This is a genomic window from Agromyces protaetiae (genome assembly GCF_030866785.1).
In the GTDB taxonomy this organism is placed as follows: domain Bacteria; phylum Actinomycetota; class Actinomycetes; order Actinomycetales; family Microbacteriaceae; genus Agromyces; species Agromyces silvae.
The window spans coordinates 3,051,439-3,075,302 of record NZ_CP133018.1 but is presented as its reverse complement, the minus strand read 5'-3'; the positions used below and the strand labels follow the sequence as shown (position 1 = coordinate 3,075,302).

Here is a 23,864-nt window from a genome sequence, read left to right as displayed (position 1 = left end):
CGGCTCCGCAGGCGAGGGTCGTTAGGCTGGCGGGGTGCTCCGCATGATGCTGCGCCCGCGTTGGGTGCTCGCGCTGCTGCTCGCCCTCGGGATAGCTGCCGCCTTCGCGGCCCTCGGGCAGTGGCAGATCGAACGCGCGGTCGAGCAGGCCTCGGTCGAGGTCGCGCCGACCGAGGACGTGCGATCGTTCGCCGGTTTCGTCGAGCCGAACGCCCCGACGCCGCAGTCGGCGACCGGGCAGATGGTCGAGCTCACGGGCGTGTTCATCCCCGGCGACACGGTGCTGGTCGACGGGCGACTGAATGATGGGGTCGCCGGCACGTGGGTGGTCGCGCACCTCGAGGTGACGGATGGAGCGGAGGGCGGTCTGCCCGTCGCGCTGGGCTGGGCGGCCCACCGCGACGAAGCCGAGGCGGCGCTCGAGCGGTTCGACGCGCTCGCCGGACCGGACCCGATCACCTTGACCGGCCGGTTCCTGCCGAGCGAGGCGCCCATGCTTCCGGAAGACGACGCCGACGTGTACGCGATGAAGACCGTCGCGGTTGCGCAGCTCATCAACGTCTGGGCCGACTACGACGACCGTCCCGTGTACTTCGGGTACGTCACCGCCGCCGATCCCGCCGACGGCCTGACCGCGATCTCCTCTCCGCCGCCCGAGCAGGCCGTCGAGGTGAACTGGCTGAACATCTTCTACGCGGTCGAGTGGGCGCTCTTCGCCGGATTCGCGGTCTACCTCTGGTACCGGCTCGTGCGCGACGCGGTCGAACGCGAGCAGGAGAAGCAGGCGGAGGCCGAGCGGGCGAAGGACGTGGCCGCATCGAGCGGCACGTAGACTGGACCCATGCCCCTCGAGCCGAAACTCGCCGATCTGCCGCGCATTCGCGGGGCGCTGCGGTTCTACCAGGTCGCCTCGGTGGTCACCGGTGTGATGCTGCTGCTGCTCACCGCCGAGATGCTGCTGAAGTACATCTGGCATCTCGAGCTGTACGGCTTCGGCCCGGGCGGGTTCCTTTCCTTCCAGCCGATGATCGAGACCGCCGAAGGGCTCGAGTCGACCGGCGTCGGCGTGAACCTCTCGACCGGCATCCTGATCGCGCACGGCTGGTTCTACGTGGTCTACCTGTTCAGCAACTTCCGGCTCTGGAGCATCATGCGCTGGCCGTTCTGGAAGTTCCTGCTCCTCGCGAGCGGCGGGATCATCCCGTTCCTCTCGTTCTTCCTCGAGGTCCGCATCGGCCGTGAGGTCAAGGCGTACCTCGCGCAACGTGCCGCCGAGGCATCCGTCGATTCCAGACCCAGCGATTCCGAGCCCATGGAGGCCGCCCAGTGAGCAGCGAGACCGAGCAGCGTCCCGTCCTCGTCGTCGACTTCGGTGCACAGTACGCGCAGCTCATCGCGCGGCGTGTGCGCGAGGCATCCGTCTACTCGGAGATCGTGCCGCACACCGTCACGGCCGAAGAGGTGCGGGCACTCAACCCGGTCGGCATCGTCCTCTCGGGTGGGCCGAGTTCGGTCTACGAGGAGGGCGCGCCGGCGCTCGACCCCGGCATCCTCGAGCTCGGCGTGCCGACGCTCGGCATCTGCTACGGGTTCCAGGTCATGGCGCAGCAGCTCGGCGGCGAGGTGGCGCACACGGGCCAGCGCGAGTACGGCTCGACCGACGTGACGGTGCGCACCGACGACGGCAACGCGCTCGTCGGGGGGCAGCCGTCGGCGCAGACGGTGTGGATGAGCCACGGCGACTCGGTCGCCCGGGCCCCCGAGGGGTTCCAGGTGCTCGCGTCGACCGCGGCGACGCCGGTCGCGGCGTTCGCGAACGACGAGCGCGGCTTCTACGGCGTGCAATGGCACCCCGAGGTGAAGCATTCGCCGTTCGGACAGGCGGTCATCGAGAACTTCCTGCACCGTGCCGCGGGCATCCCCGCCGACTGGAACGCGGGCAACGTCATCGCCGAGCAGGTCGCGCGCATCCGCGAACAGGTCGGTTCGGCGCGCGTCATCTCGGCACTCTCGGGCGGCGTGGACTCCGCGGTCTCGACCGCGCTCGTGCAGGAGGCCGTCGGCGACCAGCTCACCGCGGTCTTCGTCGACCACGGGCTGCTCCGCAAGGGTGAGCGCGAGCAGGTGCAGGAGGACTACGTCGCGGCCACCGGCGTCAACCTCGTGACTGTCGATGCCGCCGACACGTTCCTCGATGCCCTCGCAGGCGTGTCAGACCCCGAGCAGAAGCGTAAGATCATCGGCCGCGAGTTCATCCGGGCGTTCGAGCAGGCCGAGCGCGACCTGATCGCCGAGGCCGCGGCCGAGGGCGAGCCGATCAGATTCCTCGTGCAGGGCACGCTCTACCCCGACGTCGTCGAGTCGGGCGGCGGCACGGGCACCGCGAACATCAAGAGCCACCACAATGTCGGCGGGCTCCCCGAAGACCTGCAGTTCGCGCTCGTCGAACCGCTGCGCACGCTGTTCAAGGACGAGGTGCGCGCCATCGGCCGCGAGCTCGGCCTGCCCGAGGGCATCGTCGGCCGTCAGCCGTTTCCGGGGCCAGGCCTCGGCATCCGCATCGTGGGCGAGGTCACCCGTGATCGTCTCGCTCTGCTCCGCGAGGCCGACGCCATCGCGCGCGAGGAGCTGACCGCGGCGGGCCTCGATCAGGAGATCTGGCAGTGCCCGGTCGTGCTGCTCGCCGACGTCCGCTCGGTGGGTGTGCAGGGCGACGGTCGCACGTACGGCCACCCGATCGTGCTGCGCCCGGTGTCGTCCGAGGACGCGATGACCGCGGACTGGACGCGTCTGCCGTACGACGTGCTCGCGCGCATCTCGAACCGCATCACCAACGAGGTGCCCGAGGTCAACCGGGTCGTGCTCGACGTCACGTCGAAGCCACCCGGGACCATCGAGTGGGAGTGACGCGGCTGGCGCTGTCTCCCGTCCGCTGACTCGACAGCCAGCGACCCCTGGCGCTCCGCGCCAGCTCTGCGGCGTTGCGCCAGCATTGCTGGCGCGGTGGTGCAGAACTGGCGCGGAGGCGTCGGGCCGCCACGGTCGGTGCGCGGTCAGGCGAGCAGGGCGCGGATGGCGCGCCGGTGCGGCGCGAGGTCGAGCGTCTCGTCCCGCCTCGCGGTGACCTGGTGGAAGAGCATGCCGTCGCAGTAGTCGGCGAGCCAGCGGGCTCGTTCGGCCGGGTCGGCGATCTGCGCGTGCGTGAGCATCTGCTCGGCGAGGGTCATGAACCGCCCGTGGGCGGCGGCGACCGCGGCCGGTTCGGCGACCGAGACGGCGAAGCGGGCCCGGGTGAGCGCGGCCTGCGGGCCGGCGAAGACGCCGAGGTACCTCGCGAGCGCGTCGGCGAACTCGTCGGCGTCGGCCGGTGGGGGAGTGTCGCGGTCGGTCTCCCACACGGCGAGGTCGCGCGCCTCGAGCTTCGCGATGACGGCGTCGACGAGCGCCGCGCGCGTGCGGTGGTAGTTGGAGGTCGTGCCGATGGGGACGCCAGCGCGCTGATCGACGGCGCGATGCGTGAGCGCCTTGAGGCCCGACTCGGCGACGAGCTCGAGCGCGGCGTCGGCGACCTGGGCGCGGCGATCCTGCATGCGTGCGAGTGTATCGAGCCCCGACGACCGGCACTACTTTTGTCGTGACCCACCACTACAAAAGTAGTAGACTCGGCGACATGAGCACTCGCCGCACCATCGTCATCGGCGGCGGAGGCATCGCCGGCCTCGCACTCGCCGCCGCGCTCGATCCCCACCGGTTCGACGTCACGATCGTCGAGCCGCGGACCCGGCTCCCCGATGTCGCGACGAGCCTCGCGATGTGGCCGGAGGCGCAGCGCGCCCTCGACGAGCTCGGCGTCCTCGACGAGCTCGCGGCCGTCAGCCCGCACGTCACGCGGTTCCCGATCCGGCGCGTGGACGGCCGCCGGACGGTGGCATCCGACGTACCGGCGTCTCCGCTCGTCGGCCGGCGTGACCTGCTGATCGCCCTCGACGGCGCGGTGCCGGCCGGTGTGCGCCGGGTCCACGGCCGCATCGACGAGGTCGACCTCGACGAACTCGCCCACGACACCGTGGCCCACGGCGCCGGTGCTCGCGGCGCCGGTGCCGACCGGCCCATCGTCGTCGGCGCGGACGGCGTCCACAGCGCCGTGCGCCGACAGACCTGGCCCGAGCAGGCGTCGGCGATCGAAACGCCGTTCCTCGCCGTACGTGGTGTGCTCCCCGAGCCGATCGATCCAGCCGACATGGGCGAGTACTGGGCGCGCGGACAGCTGATCGGCATGGGGCCGCACCGCGATGGCACGAACTGGTTCACGGCGTTCCGCTCCTCGCTCGGGCCGAGGCACGTCGACGTGGCCGACGCGCTCGAGGAGGCCCGGGTGCGGGTGCGCGCGACCGGCGGGGCCGGAGCGGCCGTCCGCAGGGTCCTCGACGCGGCCACTCCAGAGACCACGCTCGCGCAACGGATCTGGGTGACGCCGGCGTTGCCGACCTACGTACGTGACCGGCGGGTGCTCGTCGGCGACGCCGCGCACGCGATGACCCCGAACCTCGGCCGCGGCGGCTGCGAGGCGATCGTCGACGCTGTGACGTTGGCCCGGCTGCTCGCGGAGCATCCGACCGAAACTGCGCTCGCCGAATACAACCGGGCGCGCCGTCGGCGCACGCGCCGGCTGGCGCGAGCCTCCTCGACGGTCATGCGCGTCGCAACGGCCGAGCGGGCGCAACCGCTTCGCGATCTCGCGCTTGGTGCGGTCTCGATCGCCACCGCCTCGAGTCGTCGAGCTGCGTCCGATCGAGAGCGGTCGACGCTCGCGGCCCGCTGAACTTCGGTCACGCTCTGCGCCAGGTGTGCAGCGCCGCGCCACCACTGCTGGCGCGGCGCTGCACACCTGGCGCGCCGCACAAGTGGAGATTCAGAGTTTTTCCGCACCGTGTCGATCCCGCGTCTTCCCGTTCGACGTCCTGAATGAGAGGGTCGAGACGCGGCCCCATCACGAAGGAGAATCACCGTGAGCAAGTACATGCTGATCATGCGCTCGAACGACGAAGCCGTCGCAGCTTACGAAGAGCTGGACTTCAACGAGGTCATCGCGGCGATGGGCCGGTACAACGAGGAGATGATGAAGGCGGGCGTGCTGCTCGCCGGCGAGGGCCTCAGCGACGCGAGCGAGGGCTTCGTGGTCGACTTCGAGAGCGAGACCCCGCTCGTGACCGACGGCCCGTACGGGGAGACCAAAGAGCTGTTCAACGGCTTCTGGATCCTCGAGGTCGCCTCGAAGGAGGAGGCCGCCGAGTGGGCCAAGCGTGCCCCGCTCGGCCCGGGCGCCAAGCTCGAGGTGCGCCGGGTGACCGGCCCCGAGGACTTCCCGCAGGACAACGAATGGATCCAGAAGGAGGAGGGCTGGCGCCGCGAGCAGGAGGAGCGGGCGGCCCGGTCCTGACCGCGGCCCCGGCCTGATCGGCGGCTCGGTTCCCAGATGACGGATGCCACGGCCACGCGCCGCGCGGACGACGAGTCCGCGCGGCGCGCCGTCGTCGCCGTCTGGCGCATCGAGTCCGCGCGCATCGTCGCGACGCTGACCCGGCTGGTCGGCGACTTCGGGCTCGCCGAGGATCTCGCGCAGGATGCGCTCGCCGACGCACTCGTGCAGTGGCCCGAGCAGGGCGTGCCCGCGAATCCCGGGGCGTGGCTCACCGCGGTCGCGAAGCGCAAGGCGATCGACGGGTGGCGGCGCCGCGAGCGCTACGACGAGCGCATCGCGGCCATCGCGCACGACCTCGAGGCCGAGCAGCAGCTGGCGGCCGAGGCCGCGCCGTGGGATCCCGACCAGATCGACGACGACGTGCTCAGGCTCGTGTTCGTCGCGTGCCATCCGGTGCTCTCGCGCGAGGCGCAGGTGGCGCTGACGCTGCGGGTCGTCGGCGGACTCACGACCGACGAGATCGCCAAGGCGCTGCTCAAACCGACCTCGACGGTGCAGCAACGCATCGTCCGGGCGAAGAAGGCGCTCGCCGACGCCGACGTGCCGTTCGAGACCCCCGGGCGAGACGAGTTCGCCGGGCGTCTCGCGGGCGTGCTCGGCGTGCTCTACCTGATCTTCAACGAGGGCTACGCGGCGAGCTCGGGCGACGACTGGATGCGACCGGAGCTCAGCCGCGAAGCCCTGCGACTCGCGCGCGTGCTCGCGGGCCTCGTGCCGCGCGAGCCCGAGGTGCACGGGCTCATCGCGCTCATGGAGCTCACCTCGGCCCGGTTCCCCGCGAGGCTCGATCGCGACGGGCACCCGATCCTGCTCGCCGATCAGGACCGTCGGCGCTGGGACCGTTCAGCGATTACGCGCGGGCGCGCCGCGCTCGCGCGCGCGGACGAGCTGGCGCTCGCTCGCTCGAGGAGCGGTCAGGCGACGGTCGATCGAGCGACGGCGGGCGATCGCGTGACGGTGCAGCGCGGCGAGGACGACGGCCGCGTGGCCGGGCCTGCCGGGCCAGGCGAGGAGGCCGCCGCACCACGGGGTGCCTACGCCTTGCAGGCGGCGATCGCCGAACAGCACGACGTCGCGGCGACCGTCGAAGACACCGACTGGGCGGCCATCGTGCAGATCTACGACGCGCTGTCGCGACTCACGCGCTCGCCGATCGTCGACCTCAACCGCGCTGTCGCGGTCTCGATGGCCTCGGGGCCCGCTGAGGCGCTCGCGCTCGTCGATGCCCTCGCCGATGAGCCGCGGCTGCGGATGTCCCATCTCGTGCCGAGCGTGCGCGGCGAGCTCCTCGACCGATTGGGGCGGACCGACGAGGCGCGCGCCGAGTTCGAGGAGGCCGCGCGCCGCACCGAGAACGCGCGCGAGCGCGCGGTGCTGCTCGCGAAGGCCGCGCGGCCCGCCGTCTGACGCCCGCCCGCCGGGGATGAAAGCCGTTCACCCCGCTCCGCGGTCCGCCGCGCGACGCGGTCTCCTTGCTCAGGAAGGAACGCGCGACGCGCCGCGCGTGAGCGGCCTGATTCCGGCGTGTCGGCTCGAGATTCCTGAGCACGGGATCGGCGTTCGCCGCGGAATACAGAACGGGCCGCCCCGGAGGGCGGCCCGTTTGTGCAGAACTCAGGTTCGAGACATCCGTCAGTCGCTCGACTGCATGATCGCGAGCATGCGCAGGATCTCGAGGTAGAGCCAGATGACCGTGACCATGATGCCGAAGGCGGCGGTCCAGCCGTACTTGCGCGGCGCGCGGTTCTTCACACCCTGCTGGATGAAGTCGAAGTCGAGCACGAGCGAGTACGCGGCGAGGATCACGACGAAGATGCCGATGAGCACACCCCACGGGATGCCGAACAGGAAGCTCGGCTCGCTACGGAGGCCGAACGCGCTGTCGGTGCCGCCGAAGATCATCAGGCCGAAGTTCACGAGCGAGAACACGGCGTAGCCGATCATCGCGACCAGGAAGATCTTCGTCGCCTTGGCCGACGCGCGGATCTTGCCCGAGGCGAAGAGCGCCAGCGTCACGCCCACCACGACGAGCGTGGCGATGACCGCCTGACCCACGATGCCGGGCACCATGGTCTCGAAGAACGCCGAGATGGCGCCGACGAACACGCCCTGCACGGCGGCGTAGATCAGGATGAGCGCGGGCGAGGGCTCACGCTTGAAGCTGTTGACGAGGCCGAGCACGAGCCCGACGATCGCCGCGCCGATCCAGAGCCACGGCATCGCGCTGGCGGTGAACCAGCCGACGGCCGCGCCGGCGAGCAGGATTCCGAAGGAGAGCGCGGACTTCGCGATCGTGTCCTCGACGGTCATGACCTCGCGGTCGTTCGGCGTCGTGGGGCGGTCGTACATCTCCTGCAGCTCGGTTGCGGAGACGTCCGGCACTGCGGCAACCGCCCCCTTGCTGGAGAATGCCTTGTTGCGGGAGAAGGCGGGGTTGTCGAGAGCCATTGCTGTGGTTCCTCTGCTTTCGGCACTGGTCGGGTGGAGGGGAATCGAGCGGACGATCGCGTCCGCGTTACGTCCAACCTATCGGGATTATCCGTGACAACGCCGTGAGTTCGCGCGGTGTTCCGCCGTCCGTCCACCTTCCCGCTCGCTACGCTGGCCACATGCTGGGCGATTTCGCGGAGCATCCGCTCGTCATCGGGCACCGCGGTGCGCCCGGCTACCGTCCCGAGCACACGACGGCGTCCTACGAGCTCGCGTTCGCGCTCGGCGCTGACGCGGTCGAGCCCGACCTCGTGGCGACGCGCGACGGCGTGCTCGTGCTGCGGCACGAGAACGAGATCAGTGGCACGACGGATGTCTCGGGCCGCCCCGAGTTCGCGAGCCGCCGCACCACGCGTGAGGTCGACGGTCGCGCGCTGACGGGTTGGTTCACCGAGGACTTCACCTGGGCCGAGCTCGCGACCCTGCGCGCAACCGAGCGCCTGGGCGCGTTGCGTCCGTTGTCGGCGAGCTTCAACGGCCGGTATCCGGTCATCCGGTTGCGCGACCTGTTCGAGATCGTCGACCGCGTCGCGGCCGAGCAGGGCCGGATGCTCCGGCTCGTCGCCGAGTTCAAGCACGCCACGCACTTCGCGGGCCTCGGACTGCCGCTCGACGACCTCTTCGCCGCCGAGCTCGAGGCGGCCGGGTGGGGGTCGGGCGACGACCGTCTGATCATGGAGTCGTTCGAGCCGACGCTGCTCGACCGGTTCGCCGAACGCGGCCTGCGCGGGCGCCGCGTGTTCCTGCTCGAGGATGCCGGCGCGCCGTGGGATCTCGTCGCGGCCGAGGGGCGCGGAGCGCCGGGGTTCGACCGGTTCGCCACCGAGGCGGGGTTGCTCTCCCTCGCCCGACGGTTCGACGGCGTGAGCGTCGGAAAGGCGAGGCTCCTCGCGCCGCCACGCACCGAGCCGAACGCTGATCGCCCGCTCGTCGGCGCCGAGCTCGTCGACGCCGCGCACTCGGCCGGGCTCGAGGTCTACACGTGGACGCTGCGGCCCGAGAACCGCTTCCTCGCGGCAGAGCGGCGGCGGGGCGCGTCCCGGGCGGGGATCGGCGACTGGCCCGGTGAGTTCCGGCAGATCATCGAGACCGGGGTCGACGGGCTCTTCCTCGACCATCCCGACCTCGGGGTCGTCGCCCGGTCGCTGGCCGAGTAGCGACCGACGAGGACGGACGCGGATCGGGACGTCGTGCGTCGGTGTCGAGATCTTGCGCTCCTCGACCAGCGGGGTGTCAGGGGTCGCGCCTACACTTGACGGCGACATGACCCTGATCCTCGACCCCGACGACCCGGCCGGCTGGCGCGAGGCGCCCGACCTCGCGTCCGCCGGCGCCGACCGTTCCGAGAACCCGCTGACGGCGGGCCTCAATCCCCAGCAGCGCGAGGCGGTCGAGTACCGCGGCCCGGCGTTGCTCATCGTCGCGGGCGCCGGCTCAGGCAAGACCCGCGTGCTCACGCACCGCATCGCCGGCCTCATCCAGAGCCGCGAGGCATGGCCGAGCCAGATCCTCGCGATCACCTTCACGAACAAGGCCGCGGCCGAGATGCGCGAGCGCGTCGAGGCGCTGCTCGGCGAGGGCGCCTCCGGCATGTGGATCTCGACGTTCCACTCCGCGTGCGTGCGCATCCTCCGCCGCGAGGCCGAGGCCATCGGCCTGTCGTCGACGTTCACGATCTACGACTCGGCCGACACCCGCACCGTGCTGAAGCGCATCATCAAAGACCTCGATGCCGACACCATGGGCTTCACGCCCGCGAGTGCGCAGGCGAAGATCTCCAAGCTCAAGAACGAGCTCGCCGACGTCGAGAGCTACGCGCGCAACGCGAACATGAACGACCCGCAAGAGGTCATGTTCCTCGAGATCTTCCGGCAGTACTCGCGTCGGCTGCGCGATGCGAGCGCGCTCGACTTCGACGACCTGATCGCCGAGACGGTGTACCTCTTCCGTGCGTTTCCGAAGGTGGCGGCGCTGTATCAGCGTCGCTTCCGGCACATCCTCGTCGACGAGTACCAGGACACGAACCACGCGCAGTACTCGCTCATCCGCGAGCTCACGCGGCCCGTCGCGAAAGCACTCGTCGACGAGCTCGACGCGCACGGGGTGCTCGTCCGCGGCCTCGTCGACCAGGCGGGCGAGATCCCGGGCGCCTCGCTCACGGTCGTCGGCGACTCCGACCAGTCGATCTACGCGTTCCGCGGCGCCGACATCCGCAACATCTCCGAGTTCGAACGCGACTTCCCGGGCGCGAAGGTCGTCCTGCTCGAGCAGAACTACCGGTCCACGCAGAACATCCTGTCCGCCGCGAACGCGGTCATCTCGAACAACTTCGACCGTAAAGACAAGAAGCTCTGGACGGCCGACGGCGACGGCGAGAAGATCGTCGGCTACACCGGGTACACCGCGCACGACGAGGCGCAGTTCGTCACCGACGAGATCGAGGCGCTGCACCGCGCCGGCGTGGCCTACCGCGACATCGCCGTGTTCTACCGCACGAACGCGCAGACGCGTGCACTGGAAGAGATCTTCGTGCGCTCGGCCGTGCCGTACCGCGTGGTCGGCGGCACGAAGTTCTACGAGCGTGCCGAGATCAAAGACGCGATGGCGTACCTCATCGCGGTCGCGAACCCGCTCGACGAGCTCGCGCTCCGTCGCATCCTCAACACGCCGAAGCGCGGCATCGGGCCGGCGACCGAGACCGCGATCGCCCAGTTCGCCGAGCAGAACGAGCTGACGTTCCGGCAGGCGATGCGATCTGCCGGCGAGCTCGGGCTCGGGCCGAAGGTGACGGGTGCGATCACCGCGCTCGCCGACCTGCTCGACCAGGCGGCCGCCATGCTCGTGCCGACGCAGGCGGCGATCGAGGCCGGCACGAACGAGGGCGCCGCGAAGGTCTCCGACGTCCTCGTCTTCCTCGTCGAGCAGTCGGGGCTGCTCGAGACGCTCCGCCGGAGCCGCGACCCGCAAGACGAGACCCGCGCCGAGAACGTCGAAGAGCTCGTCGGGCAGACCCGCGACTTCGATCGCGAGAATCCCGGGGCCACGCTCGTCGACTTCCTCACCCAGGTCTCGCTGGTCGCCGCGGCCGACGAGCTCGACGATGCATCCGGCACCGTCTCGCTCATGACGCTGCACACGGCGAAGGGCCTCGAGTACCACGCGGTGTTCCTCACCGGCCTCGAAGAGGGACTGCTGCCCCATCAGATGTCGGCGTCCGAGCCGGGTGGCCCGGCAGAGGAGCGACGGTTGTTCTATGTCGGCATCACCCGCGCCCGGCAGCGGCTGTTCATCTCGCTCGCGATGAGTCGCGCCCAGTTCGGTGAGGTCGCGGTGGCGATGCCGAGCCGCTACCTCCAGGAGATCCCCGAAGACCTCGTCGACTGGAAGCAGTCGCCGGGCATGGCGACGAGTCGCGGTGGCACGCAGCCTCGTGCCCTGAACGCCAGGCGCGGCGGCGCACCGGGGTCCGGCTCGGGCGGCGCGTGGGGCACGCGCAGCCGCGATCTCGAGCGATTCAGCGTGACCAAGGACGCGGGGGCCAAGACCGAGTGGGCGAACCGGGTCGCTCCCAACCGGGTCACCGGCAAGGTGCGCGACAACGGCGACCTCACCCTCGAGCCCGGCGACCGGATCCGGCACACCGACTTCGGCGAGGGCCGGGTCAACCAGGTGACGGGCGAAGGCGCGAAACGCATCGCGCACGTGAACTTCGCGCAGGCCGGGCCGAAGAAGCTGCTCATCAAGATCGCCCCGATCGAGAAACTGTGACCTGGCCGATCCGCGCCACGCGCACGGCCTACGAGAACCGCTGGATCAGGGTCGTCGAGGACCAGGTCGTGAAGCCCGACGGGGGCGCCGGCCTGTACGGCGTCGTCGAGATGCAGCACACCGCGGTGTTCGTGGTCGCCATGACCGACGCCGACGAGGTGCTGCTCGTCACCATCGACCGGCACACCGTCGGGCCGTCCGTCGAGGTTCCGGCGGGTGGCACCGACGGCGAGGACCCGCTCGTGGCGGCGCGCCGCGAGCTCCTCGAGGAGACCGGGTACGAGGCCGCGGAGTGGCGGGCGATCGGTCGCATGAACGCCCTCAACGGCATCGCGCGCGCGCCCGAGTTCGTCTACCTCGCGACGGGGCTGCGCCGAGGGGCGCACGCGGGCGAGAGCCAGGCCGAAGAGGGCATCACCGAGACCCGCGCGGTGCCGTGGCCCGAGGTCATGCGCATGATCGCCGGGGGTGCGATCACCGACGGCGAGACCGTCGCCGCGCTCATGTACGCCGCGGTCGCGCTCGGTCGCGTTCGCTGAACGCGCTCGGCCGACCTCGCCGCGCGCCGCGCGCCCGATTGCCATCGCGTCGGAAGTCGAAAAGTGGGTTGGCGCGCAGGAAAAGGTGACTTCCAACCCACTCGGCGCCGGCGGACACTCGATTCACCGCGGACCCACGTTCGGTGGCGGACCCACGTTCGGTGGCGGGCCCACGTTCGGTGGCGGACCCACGTTCGGTGGCCACCCACACGTCACGGGATGCCGCCGATCGCGGCGGGGTCATGCGGCGAGGCGGGCGATGAGGGCCATGGCGTCGAACGGGGCGCGCACCTTGGCGTCATTGTCGAAGTAGATGTAGACGTCGCGGCCCGCCGCACGGTGCGTGTGCGCCCACTCGGCCCAGCGGTCGAGCGAGGCGTCGTCGTAGCCCGACGCGTACAGCTCCTCCTCGCCGTGCAGGCGGGCATACGCGAAGTCGGCGGTCGTCGCGGTCAGACGGGGGTAGCGGCCCGCGGTGTCGGCGACGACCGATGCGACGCGGTGCCGCGCGAGCAGGTCGGTCCAGGCCGCCGTCTCGAAGCTCGGATGCCGCACCTCGACCGCGTGCCGCTGCGGGCTCGTGTCGTGGGGATCCACGGCGAACCACGACCGTCCCTCCATGCGCTCGTCGTGGCCCGCCGCGAGCGCAGCCGCATCGGCTCGCGTTCGGGGGAGCTGTGCCAGGAAGTCGTCGAGCAGCCCCTCGTCGAACGCGAGCGTCGGCGGCAGCTGCCAGAGCACCGGGCCGAGCTTGCCGCCGAGCGCGAGCACCCCGCTCGCGAAGAAGTTGGCCAGCGGTGCCTCGATTCCGCGAAGCCGTTTGATGTGCGTGACGAACCGGGGGCCCTTCACGGCGAACACGAAGGCGTCCGGCACGGCATCCCGCCATCGCTCCCAGCTCGCGGGCTTCTGCAGCGCGTAGAACGAGCCGTTCACCTCGATCGACGACAGTCGCTCCGAGGCGTACGCCAGCTCGTCTGCCTGCCGAAGGCCTTTCGGGTAGAACTCGCGGCGCCATCGCGGGTAGACCCAGCCCGAGATGCCCACGAATGCGCGCGCCTGCGGGGTGCCGAGTGGCGCGTCAGCCGAGGCATCCGACATGCCCATCAGTCTCGCAGCGCCGTGGACCGGCGGACCAGGGGTTGCACGCTCGGCAACTGGATGTAGCATATGTACTACATTCCGATGTGTTCCTACTCTGAACAGGCGAGGTGAAGCCATGACGTCCGACCCGGCGATCGAGGTGCGAGGACTGCGCATGCGATACGGGCCGCGCGAGGTGCTCGACGGCATCGACCTGCGCATCGACCGTGGCGAGGTCGTCGCGCTGCTCGGCCCGAACGGTGCGGGGAAGACGACCACCATCGAGATCCTCGAGGGCTTCCGCAGCCGCACCGGCGGCGACGTCCGGGTGCTCGGCGAAGACCCGGCGCACGCCGGGGACCGCTGGCGGGCGCGCGTCGGCGTCGTCATGCAGTCGTGGCGCGACCACGGCCGCTGGCGCGTCGGGCGACTGCTCGACGAGTTCGCCACGCTCTACCGGCCGTTCACCGAAGCCGGCCGGCCAGGCCCCTACGACTCCGCCGAGGTGCTCGAACTCGTCGGCCTGGCTGATCGCCGCACCGCGCCGGTCCGGTCGCTCTCGGGCGGGCAGCGGCGGCGGCTCGACGTCGCGATCGGGCTCATCGGTCGACCCGAGCTGCTGTTCCTCGACGAGCCGACGACCGGGTTCGACCCCGTCGCCCGACACGGGTTCCACGAGCTCATCCACGCGCTGAGCGACTTCGACGACACGACCGTGCTGCTCACCACGCACGACCTCGCCGAGGCCGAGAAGGTCGCGGGGCGCATCCTCATCCTCGATGGCGGCCACATCGTGGCCGACGGCAGTCCCGCCGCGCTCGCACGTGAGATCGCGGGCGCGACCGAGGTGAGCTGGCGCGAAGGCGGCGTGCGACAGGTGCACAGCACGAACGAGCCGGAGGCGTTCGTACGCGACCTGCTGGCCCGCCCGGGCGTCGAGGTCGCCGAACTGCAGATCACCGGCCAGACGCTCGAGGAGACCTACCTGGCGATGGTCGCCCACCGAGAGGCGGGCGCCGCCGGCGAACCCGCGGTCGCCGCCGACGAGGAGGCACGATGAACCCCAACCTGAATGCGGTCCGCGCCGGCCTCCGACGTGGACTCACCGAGTTCTGGATCTCGATGCGCACACCGAGCGAGAGCTCGTTCATGCTCATCGGCATCGTCGCCGTCGCGGTCGTGTTCTGGCTGCAGCGAGGCGTCGAGCTGATGCCGGGCGTGCCGACCGCGGCGTTCATCGTGCCGAGCGTGCTCACGATCCAGCTGCTGTTCGTCGCCTGCTACGGGCTCGCCACGGTCGTGGTCACCGAACGAGAAGACGGCACGCTCATCCGCGCCCGCACACTGCCCACCGGTCTGCGCGCCTACACGACCGGCCTCACGACGCGCACGATGGCCGAGCTGGTGGTGACCGTCGGTCTCACGCTCGTGATCGTGGCGGCGCTCGTGGGGCCCGAGCTCGGCCTCGATGCCGCCGGCATCGTGGTGATCGCGGGCATGTTCGTGCTCGGTACGATCGCGCTCACGACCTTCGGTATGGTGATCGGCACCATGTTCCGCAACCCCCGATCCGTGGGCGGGTGGGGGTTCTTCGTCCTCGCCGCGTTCGTCTTCGTCTCCGGGCTCATCCAGCCCCTCGCGTCGCTGCCCGTGTGGGTGCAGGTGATCGGCGTGATCACGCCCATCTACTGGATCGGGCACGGCATGCGCGAGGCGTTCCTCCCGCCCGAGCTCGCGATGCTCGAGATCGGCGGCGAGTGGCAGCTCTGGCTCGCGTTCGCGGTCGTCGGGGCGTGGGCGGTCGTCGGCGCGATCCTCGCGCCGATGCTGTTGCGCCGGGTCGCACGACGCGAGACCGCCTCGGCGCTCGGCGCGCGACGCGAAGCGGCGATGCAACGCGCATGAGCGATCACGAGCAGGTGCACAACCGGGTCGCGATGCTCCGCGCGGAGCGTCGCGTCTCGCGTCGTGAGCTCGCCGACGCGCTCGGCGTGCACTATCAGACGGTCGGCTATCTCGAGCGGGGCGAGTTCAACCCGAGCCTGCAGCTCGCCCTGCGCATCGCGCGGTTCTTCGAGGTGCCGGTCGAGTTCGTCTTCTCGCTCGACGCGTTTCCGCGGATCGGCCCGGGCGTCGACTGATCCACGCCTGAAACGATGCACGGATGCCTCGCGGCCGGCGCCGGCCGCGAGGCATCCGTCGCCCGCGTTCTGAGGCGCCTCGCGAGGGGAGTACCATGGCAGACGGCCCGCGCGGATATCTTGACGTCGAGAGATCGACCGAGCGGGAGATCCAGGCCGGGCCATCACCCACCATCCCTGCGCGAGACCCGCGCGGAACGATTGGAAGCGACGTAAGCGTGGATCTTTACGAGTACCAGGCCCGAGACCTCTTCGAACAGTACGGCGTGCCGGTGCTGGCCGGCATCGTGGCCGACACCCCCGAAGAGGTCCGCGCCGCGGCCGAGCAGCTCGGCGGCGTCGTCGTGGTCAAGGCGCAGGTCAAGACCGGTGGCCGCGGCAAGGCTGGCGGCGTGAAGGTCGCCAAGACCCCCGATGAGGCGGAGGAGGCGGCGAAGGCCATCCTCGGGCTCGACATCAAGGGCCACGTCGTCAAGCGCGTCATGGTCGCCGCGGGCGCCAAGATCGCGCAGGAGTTCTACTTCTCGGTGCTGCTCGACCGCGCCAACCGCTCCTACCTCTCGCTCACGAGCGTCGAAGGCGGCATGGAGATCGAGCAGCTCGCCGTCGAGAAGCCCGAGGCGCTCGCGCGCGTCGAGGTCGACCCCGGCACCGGCATCACGCCGACGAAGGCCCGCGAGATCGCGCAGGCCGCGAACTTCCCGGCCGAGCTCGTCGACCAGGTCGCCGACGTGTTCGTGAAGCTCTACGACGTCTACAAGTCCGAAGACGCCACGCTCGTCGAGGTCAACCCGCTGATCCTCGACGAAGACGGCAAGATCATCGCGCTCGACGGCAAGGTCACGCTCGACGAGAACGCCGAGTTCCGGCACGCCGGCCACGCGCTCCTCGAGGACAAGGGCGCGGCCGACCCGCTCGAGGCCAAGGCCAAGGAGCTCGACCTCAACTACGTCAAGCTCGACGGCGAGGTCGGCATCATCGGCAACGGTGCGGGGCTCGTCATGTCGACGCTCGACGTCGTCGCCTACGCCGGCGAGAACCACGGCGATGTGAAGCCCGCGAACTTCCTCGACATCGGCGGCGGCGCGTCCGCCGAGGTCATGGCCAACGGCCTCTCGATCATCCTGGGCGACGCGCAGGTCAAGAGCGTGTTCGTCAACGTCTTCGGCGGCATCACCGCCTGCGACCAGGTCGCGAAGGGCATCGTGGGCGCGCTCGCCGAGCTGGGCTCGGCCGCGAACAAGCCGCTCGTCGTGCGCCTCGACGGCAACAACGTGGCCGAGGGCCGCCGCATCCTCGAGGAGGCGGCGCACCCGCTCGTCACCCTCGCCGAGAACATGGACCAGGGCGCCGACAAGGCCGCCGAGCTCGCGAACGCGTAAGGACTCGAAGAGAAATGACGATCTTCCTCAACAAGGACTCCAAGGTCATCGTCCAGGGCATCACCGGCGGCGAAGGCTCGAAGCACACCTCGCGCATGCTCGCGGCGGGCACCCAGGTCGTCGGCGGCGTCAACGCCCGCAAGGCGGGCACGACGGTGCTGCACAAGACGAAGGACGGCGCCGACGTCGAGCTGCCGGTCTTCGCCTCGGTCGCCGAAGCGATCGAGCAGACCGGCGCGGATGTCTCCATCGCCTTCGTCCCGCCCGCCTTCACCAAGGACGCCGTGATCGAGGCCATCGACGCCGAGATCCCGCTGCTCGTCATCATCACCGAGGGCGTGCCCGTGCAGGACTCGGCGGAGTTCTGGGCGTACGCCAAGGAGCAGGGCGGCAAGACCCGCATCATCGGGCCGAACTGCCCGGGCATCATCAGCCCCGACGAGTCGCTCGTCGGCATCACCCCGGCGAACATCACGGGCAAGGGCCCGATCGGCCTCGTGTCGAAGTCGGGCACGCTGACGTACCAGATGATGTACGAGCTGCGCGACCTCGGCTTCTCGACCGCGATCGGCATCGGCGGCGACCCGATCATCGGCACCACGCACATCGACGCGCTCGCCGCGTTCGAGGCCGACCCCGAGACCAAGGCGATCGTCATGATCGGCGAGATCGGCGGCGACGCCGAAGAGCGCGCGGCCGACTTCATCAAGGCGAACGTGACCAAGCCGGTCGTCGGCTACGTCGCTGGCTTCACCGCCCCCGAGGGCAAGACCATGGGCCACGCGGGCGCGATCGTGTCCGGCTCGGCCGGCACCGCGCAGGCGAAGAAGGAGGCCCTCGAGGCCGCAGGCGTGAAGGTCGGCAAGACGCCGTCCGAGACGGCTCGTCTGCTCCGCGAGGTCTACGCCGCGCTGTAAGCGGTATCCGCTCGCCGCTGCGTGAGCCCGGCGCGAGCCCCGACGGCACTGCCGTCGGGGCTCGATCCGTTCTAGCCTGAACGCGTGGGAACTGTGACGAAGCGTAAGCCGGGCAATGCCGTGCACCTCGTGCACGCGAGCTTCGCGACCGAAGAGGCGGTCTACGGGGTGCTGCTCGTCGCGGGCATGATCATCGTCGCGGGCGGGTACCACAGCGACAGTTCGTGGCGGGTGTTCACGACCGTGGTCGGCACGGTCTTCGTGTTCTGGGCCGCGCACGTGTACGCGGGCACGGTCGCGCACCACGGCCTCGAGGAGGACCGCGTCACGGGGCTGCGTGAGGCGTTCCAGATGTCGCTGCGGCGATCGCTCGGACTGTTGACCTCTGCGCTCATCCCGTCGCTGATCCTGCTGTTCGGGGCGACTCGGGTCGTCGACGACTCGAACGCCATCTGGGCGGCGTTGTGGGTCAGCGTGGCCGTGCTCTTCGTTCTCGGGTTCATCGGGTTCACGCGCCGTGGCGCGTCCTGGCCGTGGCGCATCCTGGGCGCGCTCGGCACCGCGGCCTTCGGGTTCGCGATGATCGCGCTCAAGGCGATCGTGCACTGACGAGCCTGCCCGGCGAGCCCTGCCCGGCGAGCCCTGCCCGGCGAGTGCTGCCGGTCGTGCCCGTCGTGGCCGGGCTCCGGCCCTACTCGGCGGCGATCGGGGCCACGCGGGCCGAGAAAGGCGCCGACGGTACCTGACGGCGGGGTCGGCGCAGCGCTATGGTCGTCGCAGGGAAGCCCGGCGAAAGGGGCGCGCCATGTCGACGGCATCGCAGTCCGAACTCGAAGCGCGCATCGCGCAGCTGGAGGCCGAGAACTCGGCCCTCAGGCGAACACAGACCGACCGCGGAGCCGGCGGCGGTGGTGCCGAACCGCCGGCCACCCGCACGGGCGCGCAGCGCTGGCGTACCGTCGTCGCGGTGATCTGCGTCGTCGTCGGGCTCGTGCTCGCACCGATCGCGCTGCTCACGGCCTGGGCGCGGCTCGAGCTCGTCGACACCGACCGGTTCGTGTCGACGTTCGCACCGCTCGCGGAGGACCCGGACGTGCAGGCGTTCGTCGGCGATCAGGTCACGGCCGCGATCGAGGAACAGGTCGACCTCGAAGCGCTGACGAGCGACCTGTTCGACGGGCTGCAGCAGCTGAACCTGCCGCCGCGTGCGCAGGACGCGCTGGGACTGCTCGAAGGACCCGCGACGCAGGGGCTGCAGTCGCTGATCGACGGCGCCGTCGATCGCATCGTCGCGTCCGAGGCCTTCGCCGACGTGTGGGGGACCGCCCTCAGGGTGACGCATCGTCAGTTCGTCGCCGCGATGCAGGGCGACCCGAACGCCGCGCTCGACGTGTCGAACGACACGCTCTCGGTGCAGCTCGGGCCGGTCATCGACGCCGTCAAGCAACGGCTCGAGGATCAGGGCATCGGGCTCGCATCGGCGATCCCCTCGATCGATCGCAGCATCGTCATCGTGCAGGACGATGCGATCGCCCTCGTCAAGACCATGTACGCGCTCGCGGTCGCGGCCGGCACCTGGCTGCCGATCCTCTCGCTCGCCCTGCTCATCGCCGGCGTGCTCATCGCGAAACGCCGCGCGGCGGCGCTCGTCTGGACCGCGGCGGGCTTCGCGCTCTCGATGGTCGTGCTCGCCGCCGGGCTCGGCATCGGCCGGGCGTTCTTCGTGGGCACGGTGAGCCCGTCGATCATGCCGCAGGATGCGGCGGTCGCGCTCTTCGAGCAGCTCGTCGAGATCATGCGCGGGGCGATCCTGTCGCTGTTCGTGCTCGCGCTGCTCATCGCGGTCATCGCGTGGTTCACGGGCCCGTGGCGGCCGGCGCGCGCAGCGCGCGGGCTGGCCGACTCGGGCTTCGGCGCCCTACGGCGTTCCGCCGCGGCCCACGGTGTCACGACGGGCACGTTCGGCAGCTGGCTCGATCGCTGGCGTGCCGGGGCCTACGCGCTCATCGTGGTGGTCGCCTCGGCGGTCGTGCTGTTCACACGGCCGATCACGGTGAGTCTCGTCGTCTGGACGGTCGTCCTCGCGCTGCTGGCGCTCCTGGTGGTGGAGCTGCTGCGCCGGCCGGCCGGGTCGCCCGACGCGCGCGCCGTGCCCGAGCCGGCCGTCGATCCGGCGGTCGTAGCCGTCGAGCCCGGCGACGGCCGCTGATCGCGGCGCCATCCGCACGTCGTGCCGATGGTGCCCGGCGGCCCGGGTTAGGCTCGCGGTGCCATGTCCCGCACCGCCGTCGCCCTGCTCGCCGCGCTCGAGGCCGCGATCGCGACCCTCGTGGGTCTCGGCGTCGTCCTCGTACCGCTCATGCTCCTCTGGGCCGTCCACTTCGGGTTGACCCTCGACGCCTCGATCTTCCTGCGCGCGACGGCCGACGTCTGGCTGCTCGGGCACGGCGTCGACCTCACGGTGCAGCTCGACCCGCTCACCGCCGAGCTCACGGGCGTCGCGGGTGCCGGCGATCCGTTCCCGATCACGATCGCGGCGCTCGGCTTCGGGCTCGTGACCGTGCTCTTCGGGGTCCGGATCGGGCGCCGGGCGGCCGTCGCCGGCCACGGCCCCACGGGCGTCGTGACCGCGGCTGCGGTCATGGCCGCGGTCGGCGCGGCCCTCGCGCTCGCCGCGGCGCATCCGGCGGCCACGCCGTCGCTGTGGCAGGGGGTCGTGCTGCCCGCGTTCGTCATGGCGCTCGGCGCGACGATCGGTGCAGTGTCCGAGACGCTGCGGGCCGAGCGCATCGGGCGGGCGGATGCCTCGGCGGGACCGCTGCTCGCGCGCTGGCGCGCGCTGCCCGAGTTCGCCGTCGCCGTGACCACCGCTGCGGTCCGCGTCGGCGCCGGCACGGTCTTCGGCGTGCTCGCGGCCGCTGCGGTGCTGGTCGCGGTGCTGATCGCCGCCGACTACGCGACCATGATCGGGCTCTCGCAGGCGATCGGCGCCGGCGTCGACGGCGGGATCGCGATCACCGTCGCCGAGCTGGCCGTGCTGCCGAACGCGGTCGTCTGGGCCGCGTCGTGGATGCTCGGACCGGGCTTCGCGTTCGGCGCCGGATCGACGGTCTCGCCGACGGGCACCCTGCTCGGCCCCGTGCCCGGCGTGCCGCTGCTCGGTGTACTGCCGCCCGAAGGCGCATCGCTCGGCATCGTGTGGCTCATCGTGCCGCTCGTGTTCGCGTTCGCGGGGGCGAACCTCGTGTGGCGGCGCTTCGCGACGACCCCGGACGTGCGTGCCGACGCCTGGTGGGCGCCCGTCATCCTCGCCGCCGCCTCGGGGGTCGTCGCCGGTGTGGTGATCGGGCTCCTCGCCTGGTGGTCGGGCGGTGCGATCGGCCCCGGTCGGCTCGCGGTGACCGGTCCCGACCCGTGGCCCGTGGCCGGCATCGCCGCGGTCACCGTGTTCCTCGGCGCGGTCGCCGGCGCGTTCACCGCGCGCGCGATGCCCCGGGGTGACGTGGGGGCGCGCACGCGGCCTGCCGACGAGGCATCCGCCCACGAAGCGCACCTCGCCTGATCCGCCCGCGGCGCTCGGCCCGCGGCATTCGCCGGCTCGTGGCATCCGCTGGCGCGTGGCATCCGCTGGCGCGTGGCATCCGCCCGAAACCGCACCCGTCCAAATCCTTGCTCAGGAAGATGTGCGCGACGCGCCGGCGAGGACGCCGCCGATGGCGGCGTGTCGTGCCCGCGTTCCTGAGCAAGCACCGCGCCGCCCGCCCGCGCGGCCGACCGGCCGTCTCGCCCGCTCGTGCCTCGCGCGCGGTGCTACCCTCTGGCTCAAAAGGGGTGGTGACATGTCGACGACGACGGAAGGCACGCGCGAGGGCAAGGGCCTCGCCACCGGAACACTCGGGCTGTGGGGATCCACGGTCATTGGGCTGGCCTCGACGGCCCCGGTCTATTCGCTCGCCGCCACGCTCGGCTTCGTGGTGCTCACCGTCGGCGAGCAGGCGCCGATCGCGTTCATCATCGCGTTCATCCCGATGCTGCTGATCGCCTTCGCCTACCGTGAGCTCAACCGCGACGTGCCCGACTGCGGCACCACGTTCACCTGGGCGACGAAGGCGTTCGGGCCATGGGTCGGCTGGATGGGCGGCTGGGGCGTCGCGGTCGCCGGCACCGTCGTGCTCGCGAACCTCGCCGAGATCGGCGGCAAGTACCTCTGGCTGCTCATCAACCCCGAGCTGGCCGAGAACCGCGCCATCGTGACCGCGACCGGCGTGGTGTTCATCGCGCTCATGGCGTTCATCAGCTGGCGCGGGCTCGAGATCGGCGAGCGCATGCAGAACGTGCTGCTCGCCATCCAGTACCTCGCGCTCATCCTGTTCGTGATCTTCGCCGTCGTCCAGGTCGTGAACGGCGACGCGCCCGAAGGGTCGACGACGCCCTCGTGGTCGTGGTTCGACCCGTTCGCGTTCTCGTCGTTCGACGGGTTCGTCGAGGCGGTGCTGCTCGCGCTCTTCATCTACTGGGGGTGGGACACCTGCCTCGCGCTCAACGAGGAGACCCGCGACCCCAAGCGCATCCCGGGTCGCGCGGCCGTGCTGACGACGGTGATCCTGCTCGTCACCTACGTCGGCGTGACGGTCGCCGCGATGTCGTACGCGGGCCTGGGCGACACGGCCACCGGGCTCGGCAACGAGGCGAACGCCGACGACGTGTTCTTCGTCCTGAAGGACGCCCTGTTCGGGCCGTGGGCGTGGCTGCTCGTCGTGGCCGTGATGATCTCGGCCGTCTCCTCGACCCAGACGACCATCCTGCCGACCGCGCGAGGCACGCTCGCGATGGCGGTGTACAAGGCGCTGCCGAAGCGGTTCGCGACGGTGCACCCGCGCTACAAGACGCCGTCGTTCTCGACCCTGCTCATGGGCTTCGTCGCGATCGTGTTCTACGTCGGCATGACGCTCATCAGCGACAACATCCTGCAGGACACGATCCTGTCGCTCGGTCTCGCGATCGCGTTCTATTACGCCATCACCGGGTTCGCGTGCGTCTGGTACTTCAAGGACAGCCTGTTCTCGTCGGTGCGGAACGTCTTCAACCGGCTGGTGTTCCCGCTCCTCGGCGCCGTGCTGCTCACCGGGGCGTTCATCTATTCCGCGATCGACATGCTCGACCCCGACTACGGGTACACGGTGCTGTTCGGCGTCGGCGGGGTGTTCGTCGTCGGTGTCGGCTCGCTGCTGCTGGGTGCGGTGCTCATGGTCGTGTGGTCGTTCTTCGCCGATGCGAAGCCGTTCTTCCGCGGTGAGTCGCTGAACCGTGAGACCGAGGTGCAGGTGCCCGAGGACGAGCAGGTGGTGATCCGGTCGGTCGACGGCGGGGTGTGAGCGCGGGGGCGCTGCCGGTGCCGGTCACGCGGGTGACGCGGGTGACGCGGGTGACGCGGGTGCGCATCCGGGCAGCCGGTAGGCTCGAACGGTGCTCAAGCTCGTCGTGCTGATCTCGGGCGGCGGTTCGAACCTCCGCGCGCTCCTCGAAGCCGCCTCCGACCCCGAGTACCCCGCACGCGTCGTGGCGATCGGTGCCGATCGCGATGCCGACGGTCTGGTGCTCGGCGAAGAGTTCGGCATCCCCACGTTCACGGTGCCGTTCACCGCGTACGAGAGCCGCGAGGCCTGGGGCGAGGCGCTGATCGCCGAGGTGCGCCGCTGGGACGCCGAACTCGTCGTGCTCTCGGGGCTCATGCGGCTCGTGCCACCCTCGGTGGTCGAGGCCTTCTCGCCGTACCTGCTGAACACGCATCCCGCCTATCTGCCCGAGTTCCCGGGTGCACACGGGGTGCGCGACGCGCTCGCCGCGGGCGTCACGCAGACCGGCGCGAGCCTCATCGTCGTCGACACCTCGGTCGACGGCGGCCCGATCATCGCGCAGGAGCGCGTCCCCGTGCTGCCCGACGACACCGAGCACAGCCTGCACGACCGCATCAAACCCATCGAGCGGCGGCTGCTGATCCAAGCCGTGCACGACATCGCCACGTCCCACCTCGACCTCAAGGAGTTCACCGCATGAGCGCG

22 protein-coding genes are annotated in these 23,864 nt (G+C 70.8%); 19 read left to right on the top strand and 3 right to left on the bottom strand.

The window, feature by feature from the left end:
• The first annotated feature begins 43 nt into the window (after nucleotides 1-43).
• Genes QU602_RS14040 through guaA form a run of 3 tightly spaced genes read left to right on the top strand, consistent with a single transcriptional unit; the run spans nucleotide 44 to nucleotide 2,907 of the window.
• Nucleotides 44-832: an SURF1 family protein gene (locus QU602_RS14040; RefSeq protein WP_308800183.1), complete on the top strand. Its 789-nt coding sequence runs from the start codon at nucleotides 44-46 to the stop codon at nucleotides 830-832.
• 9 nt (nucleotides 833-841) lie between these two features.
• Nucleotides 842-1,330, top strand: a complete 489-nt coding sequence (locus QU602_RS14035; protein WP_308797084.1) for a DUF3817 domain-containing protein — start codon at nucleotides 842-844, stop codon at nucleotides 1,328-1,330.
• Nucleotides 1,327-2,907 carry a glutamine-hydrolyzing GMP synthase gene (guaA, locus tag QU602_RS14030; protein ID WP_308797083.1) on the top strand — a complete coding sequence of 527 codons (1,581 nt, stop codon included), beginning with the start codon at nucleotides 1,327-1,329 and terminating at the stop codon, nucleotides 2,905-2,907. Before QU602_RS14035 ends, guaA begins: the two co-directional genes overlap by 4 nt.
• A gap of 146 nt (nucleotides 2,908-3,053) precedes the next feature.
• Here the strand turns inward: guaA and QU602_RS14025 are convergent, their stop codons facing one another.
• Nucleotides 3,054-3,590, bottom strand: a complete 537-nt coding sequence (locus tag QU602_RS14025; RefSeq protein WP_308797082.1) for a TetR/AcrR family transcriptional regulator — start codon at nucleotides 3,588-3,590, stop codon at nucleotides 3,054-3,056.
• Nucleotides 3,591-3,634: 44 nt separating this feature from the next.
• Here QU602_RS14025 and QU602_RS14020 point away from each other — a divergent pair, with 44 nt between their 5' ends.
• From QU602_RS14020 to QU602_RS14010, 3 genes are all read left to right on the top strand, one after another.
• The gene (locus QU602_RS14020) at nucleotides 3,635-4,822 is read left to right on the top strand and encodes an NAD(P)/FAD-dependent oxidoreductase (RefSeq protein ID WP_308797081.1); all 1,188 of its coding nucleotides are present in this window, start codon (nucleotides 3,635-3,637) and stop codon (nucleotides 4,820-4,822) included.
• 186 nt (nucleotides 4,823-5,008) lie between these two features.
• The gene (locus QU602_RS14015) at nucleotides 5,009-5,440 is read left to right on the top strand and encodes a YciI family protein (RefSeq protein ID WP_308797080.1); all 432 of its coding nucleotides are present in this window, start codon (nucleotides 5,009-5,011) and stop codon (nucleotides 5,438-5,440) included.
• A 36-nt stretch (nucleotides 5,441-5,476) separates the two neighbouring features.
• Nucleotides 5,477-6,889 (top strand): RNA polymerase sigma factor, encoded by a 1,413-nt coding sequence (locus QU602_RS14010; RefSeq protein ID WP_308797079.1) that lies wholly within the window; start codon nucleotides 5,477-5,479, stop codon nucleotides 6,887-6,889.
• A gap of 225 nt (nucleotides 6,890-7,114) precedes the next feature.
• Here the strand turns inward: QU602_RS14010 and QU602_RS14005 are convergent, their stop codons facing one another.
• Entirely contained in the window at nucleotides 7,115-7,930 is an 816-nt protein-coding gene (locus tag QU602_RS14005) for a Bax inhibitor-1/YccA family protein (RefSeq protein ID WP_308797078.1), read from the bottom strand.
• A gap of 161 nt (nucleotides 7,931-8,091) precedes the next feature.
• Here QU602_RS14005 and QU602_RS14000 point away from each other — a divergent pair, with 161 nt between their 5' ends.
• The 3 genes from QU602_RS14000 to QU602_RS13990 all read left to right on the top strand — a co-directional run bounded on the left by QU602_RS14000 (nucleotide 8,092) and on the right by QU602_RS13990 (nucleotide 12,279).
• Nucleotides 8,092-9,129 carry a glycerophosphodiester phosphodiesterase family protein gene (locus tag QU602_RS14000; RefSeq protein WP_308797077.1) on the top strand — a complete coding sequence of 346 codons (1,038 nt, stop codon included), beginning with the start codon at nucleotides 8,092-8,094 and terminating at the stop codon, nucleotides 9,127-9,129.
• Between the two features lie 106 nt (nucleotides 9,130-9,235).
• Nucleotides 9,236-11,740: an ATP-dependent helicase gene (locus QU602_RS13995; protein WP_308797076.1), complete on the top strand. Its 2,505-nt coding sequence runs from the start codon at nucleotides 9,236-9,238 to the stop codon at nucleotides 11,738-11,740.
• On the top strand, nucleotides 11,737-12,279 hold the full coding sequence (locus tag QU602_RS13990; RefSeq protein WP_308797075.1) for an NUDIX hydrolase: 543 nt from the start codon (nucleotides 11,737-11,739) through the stop codon (nucleotides 12,277-12,279). The genes QU602_RS13995 and QU602_RS13990 overlap by 4 nt, the downstream gene beginning before the upstream one ends.
• A gap of 240 nt (nucleotides 12,280-12,519) precedes the next feature.
• Here QU602_RS13990 and QU602_RS13985 read toward each other — a convergent pair whose 3' ends face one another.
• Nucleotides 12,520-13,380 carry a DUF72 domain-containing protein gene (locus tag QU602_RS13985; protein WP_308797074.1) on the bottom strand — a complete coding sequence of 287 codons (861 nt, stop codon included), beginning with the start codon at nucleotides 13,378-13,380 and terminating at the stop codon, nucleotides 12,520-12,522.
• A gap of 118 nt (nucleotides 13,381-13,498) precedes the next feature.
• Here QU602_RS13985 and QU602_RS13980 point away from each other — a divergent pair, with 118 nt between their 5' ends.
• The 10 genes from QU602_RS13980 (at nucleotide 13,499) to purN (ending at nucleotide 23,859) form a co-directional block, all read left to right on the top strand.
• Entirely contained in the window at nucleotides 13,499-14,422 is a 924-nt protein-coding gene (locus tag QU602_RS13980) for an ABC transporter ATP-binding protein (protein ID WP_308797073.1), read from the top strand.
• Complete coding sequence (locus QU602_RS13975) at nucleotides 14,419-15,267, top strand: ABC transporter permease (RefSeq protein ID WP_308797072.1); 849 nt, start codon at nucleotides 14,419-14,421, stop codon at nucleotides 15,265-15,267. The genes QU602_RS13980 and QU602_RS13975 overlap by 4 nt, the downstream gene beginning before the upstream one ends.
• Nucleotides 15,264-15,503, top strand: coding sequence for a helix-turn-helix transcriptional regulator (locus QU602_RS13970; RefSeq protein ID WP_308797071.1), 240 nt, complete (start codon nucleotides 15,264-15,266; stop codon nucleotides 15,501-15,503). Before QU602_RS13975 ends, QU602_RS13970 begins: the two co-directional genes overlap by 4 nt.
• Before the next feature lie 218 nt (nucleotides 15,504-15,721).
• The gene (sucC, locus tag QU602_RS13965) at nucleotides 15,722-16,885 is read left to right on the top strand and encodes an ADP-forming succinate--CoA ligase subunit beta (protein ID WP_308797070.1); all 1,164 of its coding nucleotides are present in this window, start codon (nucleotides 15,722-15,724) and stop codon (nucleotides 16,883-16,885) included.
• A 14-nt stretch (nucleotides 16,886-16,899) separates the two neighbouring features.
• On the top strand, nucleotides 16,900-17,802 hold the full coding sequence (sucD, locus tag QU602_RS13960; RefSeq protein ID WP_308797069.1) for a succinate--CoA ligase subunit alpha: 903 nt from the start codon (nucleotides 16,900-16,902) through the stop codon (nucleotides 17,800-17,802).
• Nucleotides 17,803-17,886: 84 nt separating this feature from the next.
• Nucleotides 17,887-18,411 carry a hypothetical protein gene (locus QU602_RS13955; RefSeq protein ID WP_308797068.1) on the top strand — a complete coding sequence of 175 codons (525 nt, stop codon included), beginning with the start codon at nucleotides 17,887-17,889 and terminating at the stop codon, nucleotides 18,409-18,411.
• A 196-nt stretch (nucleotides 18,412-18,607) separates the two neighbouring features.
• Nucleotides 18,608-20,011 carry a hypothetical protein gene (locus QU602_RS13950; RefSeq protein ID WP_308797067.1) on the top strand — a complete coding sequence of 468 codons (1,404 nt, stop codon included), beginning with the start codon at nucleotides 18,608-18,610 and terminating at the stop codon, nucleotides 20,009-20,011.
• Nucleotides 20,012-20,074: 63 nt separating this feature from the next.
• Nucleotides 20,075-21,364, top strand: a complete 1,290-nt coding sequence (locus QU602_RS13945) for a cell division protein PerM (RefSeq protein WP_308797066.1) — start codon at nucleotides 20,075-20,077, stop codon at nucleotides 21,362-21,364.
• A 277-nt stretch (nucleotides 21,365-21,641) separates the two neighbouring features.
• A complete protein-coding gene (locus tag QU602_RS13940; protein ID WP_308797065.1) occupies nucleotides 21,642-23,177 on the top strand; it encodes an APC family permease in 1,536 nt (511 codons plus the stop codon).
• A 91-nt stretch (nucleotides 23,178-23,268) separates the two neighbouring features.
• The gene (gene purN, locus QU602_RS13935; RefSeq protein WP_308797064.1) at nucleotides 23,269-23,859 is read left to right on the top strand and encodes a phosphoribosylglycinamide formyltransferase; all 591 of its coding nucleotides are present in this window, start codon (nucleotides 23,269-23,271) and stop codon (nucleotides 23,857-23,859) included.
• Nucleotides 23,860-23,864 lie beyond the last annotated feature (5 nt).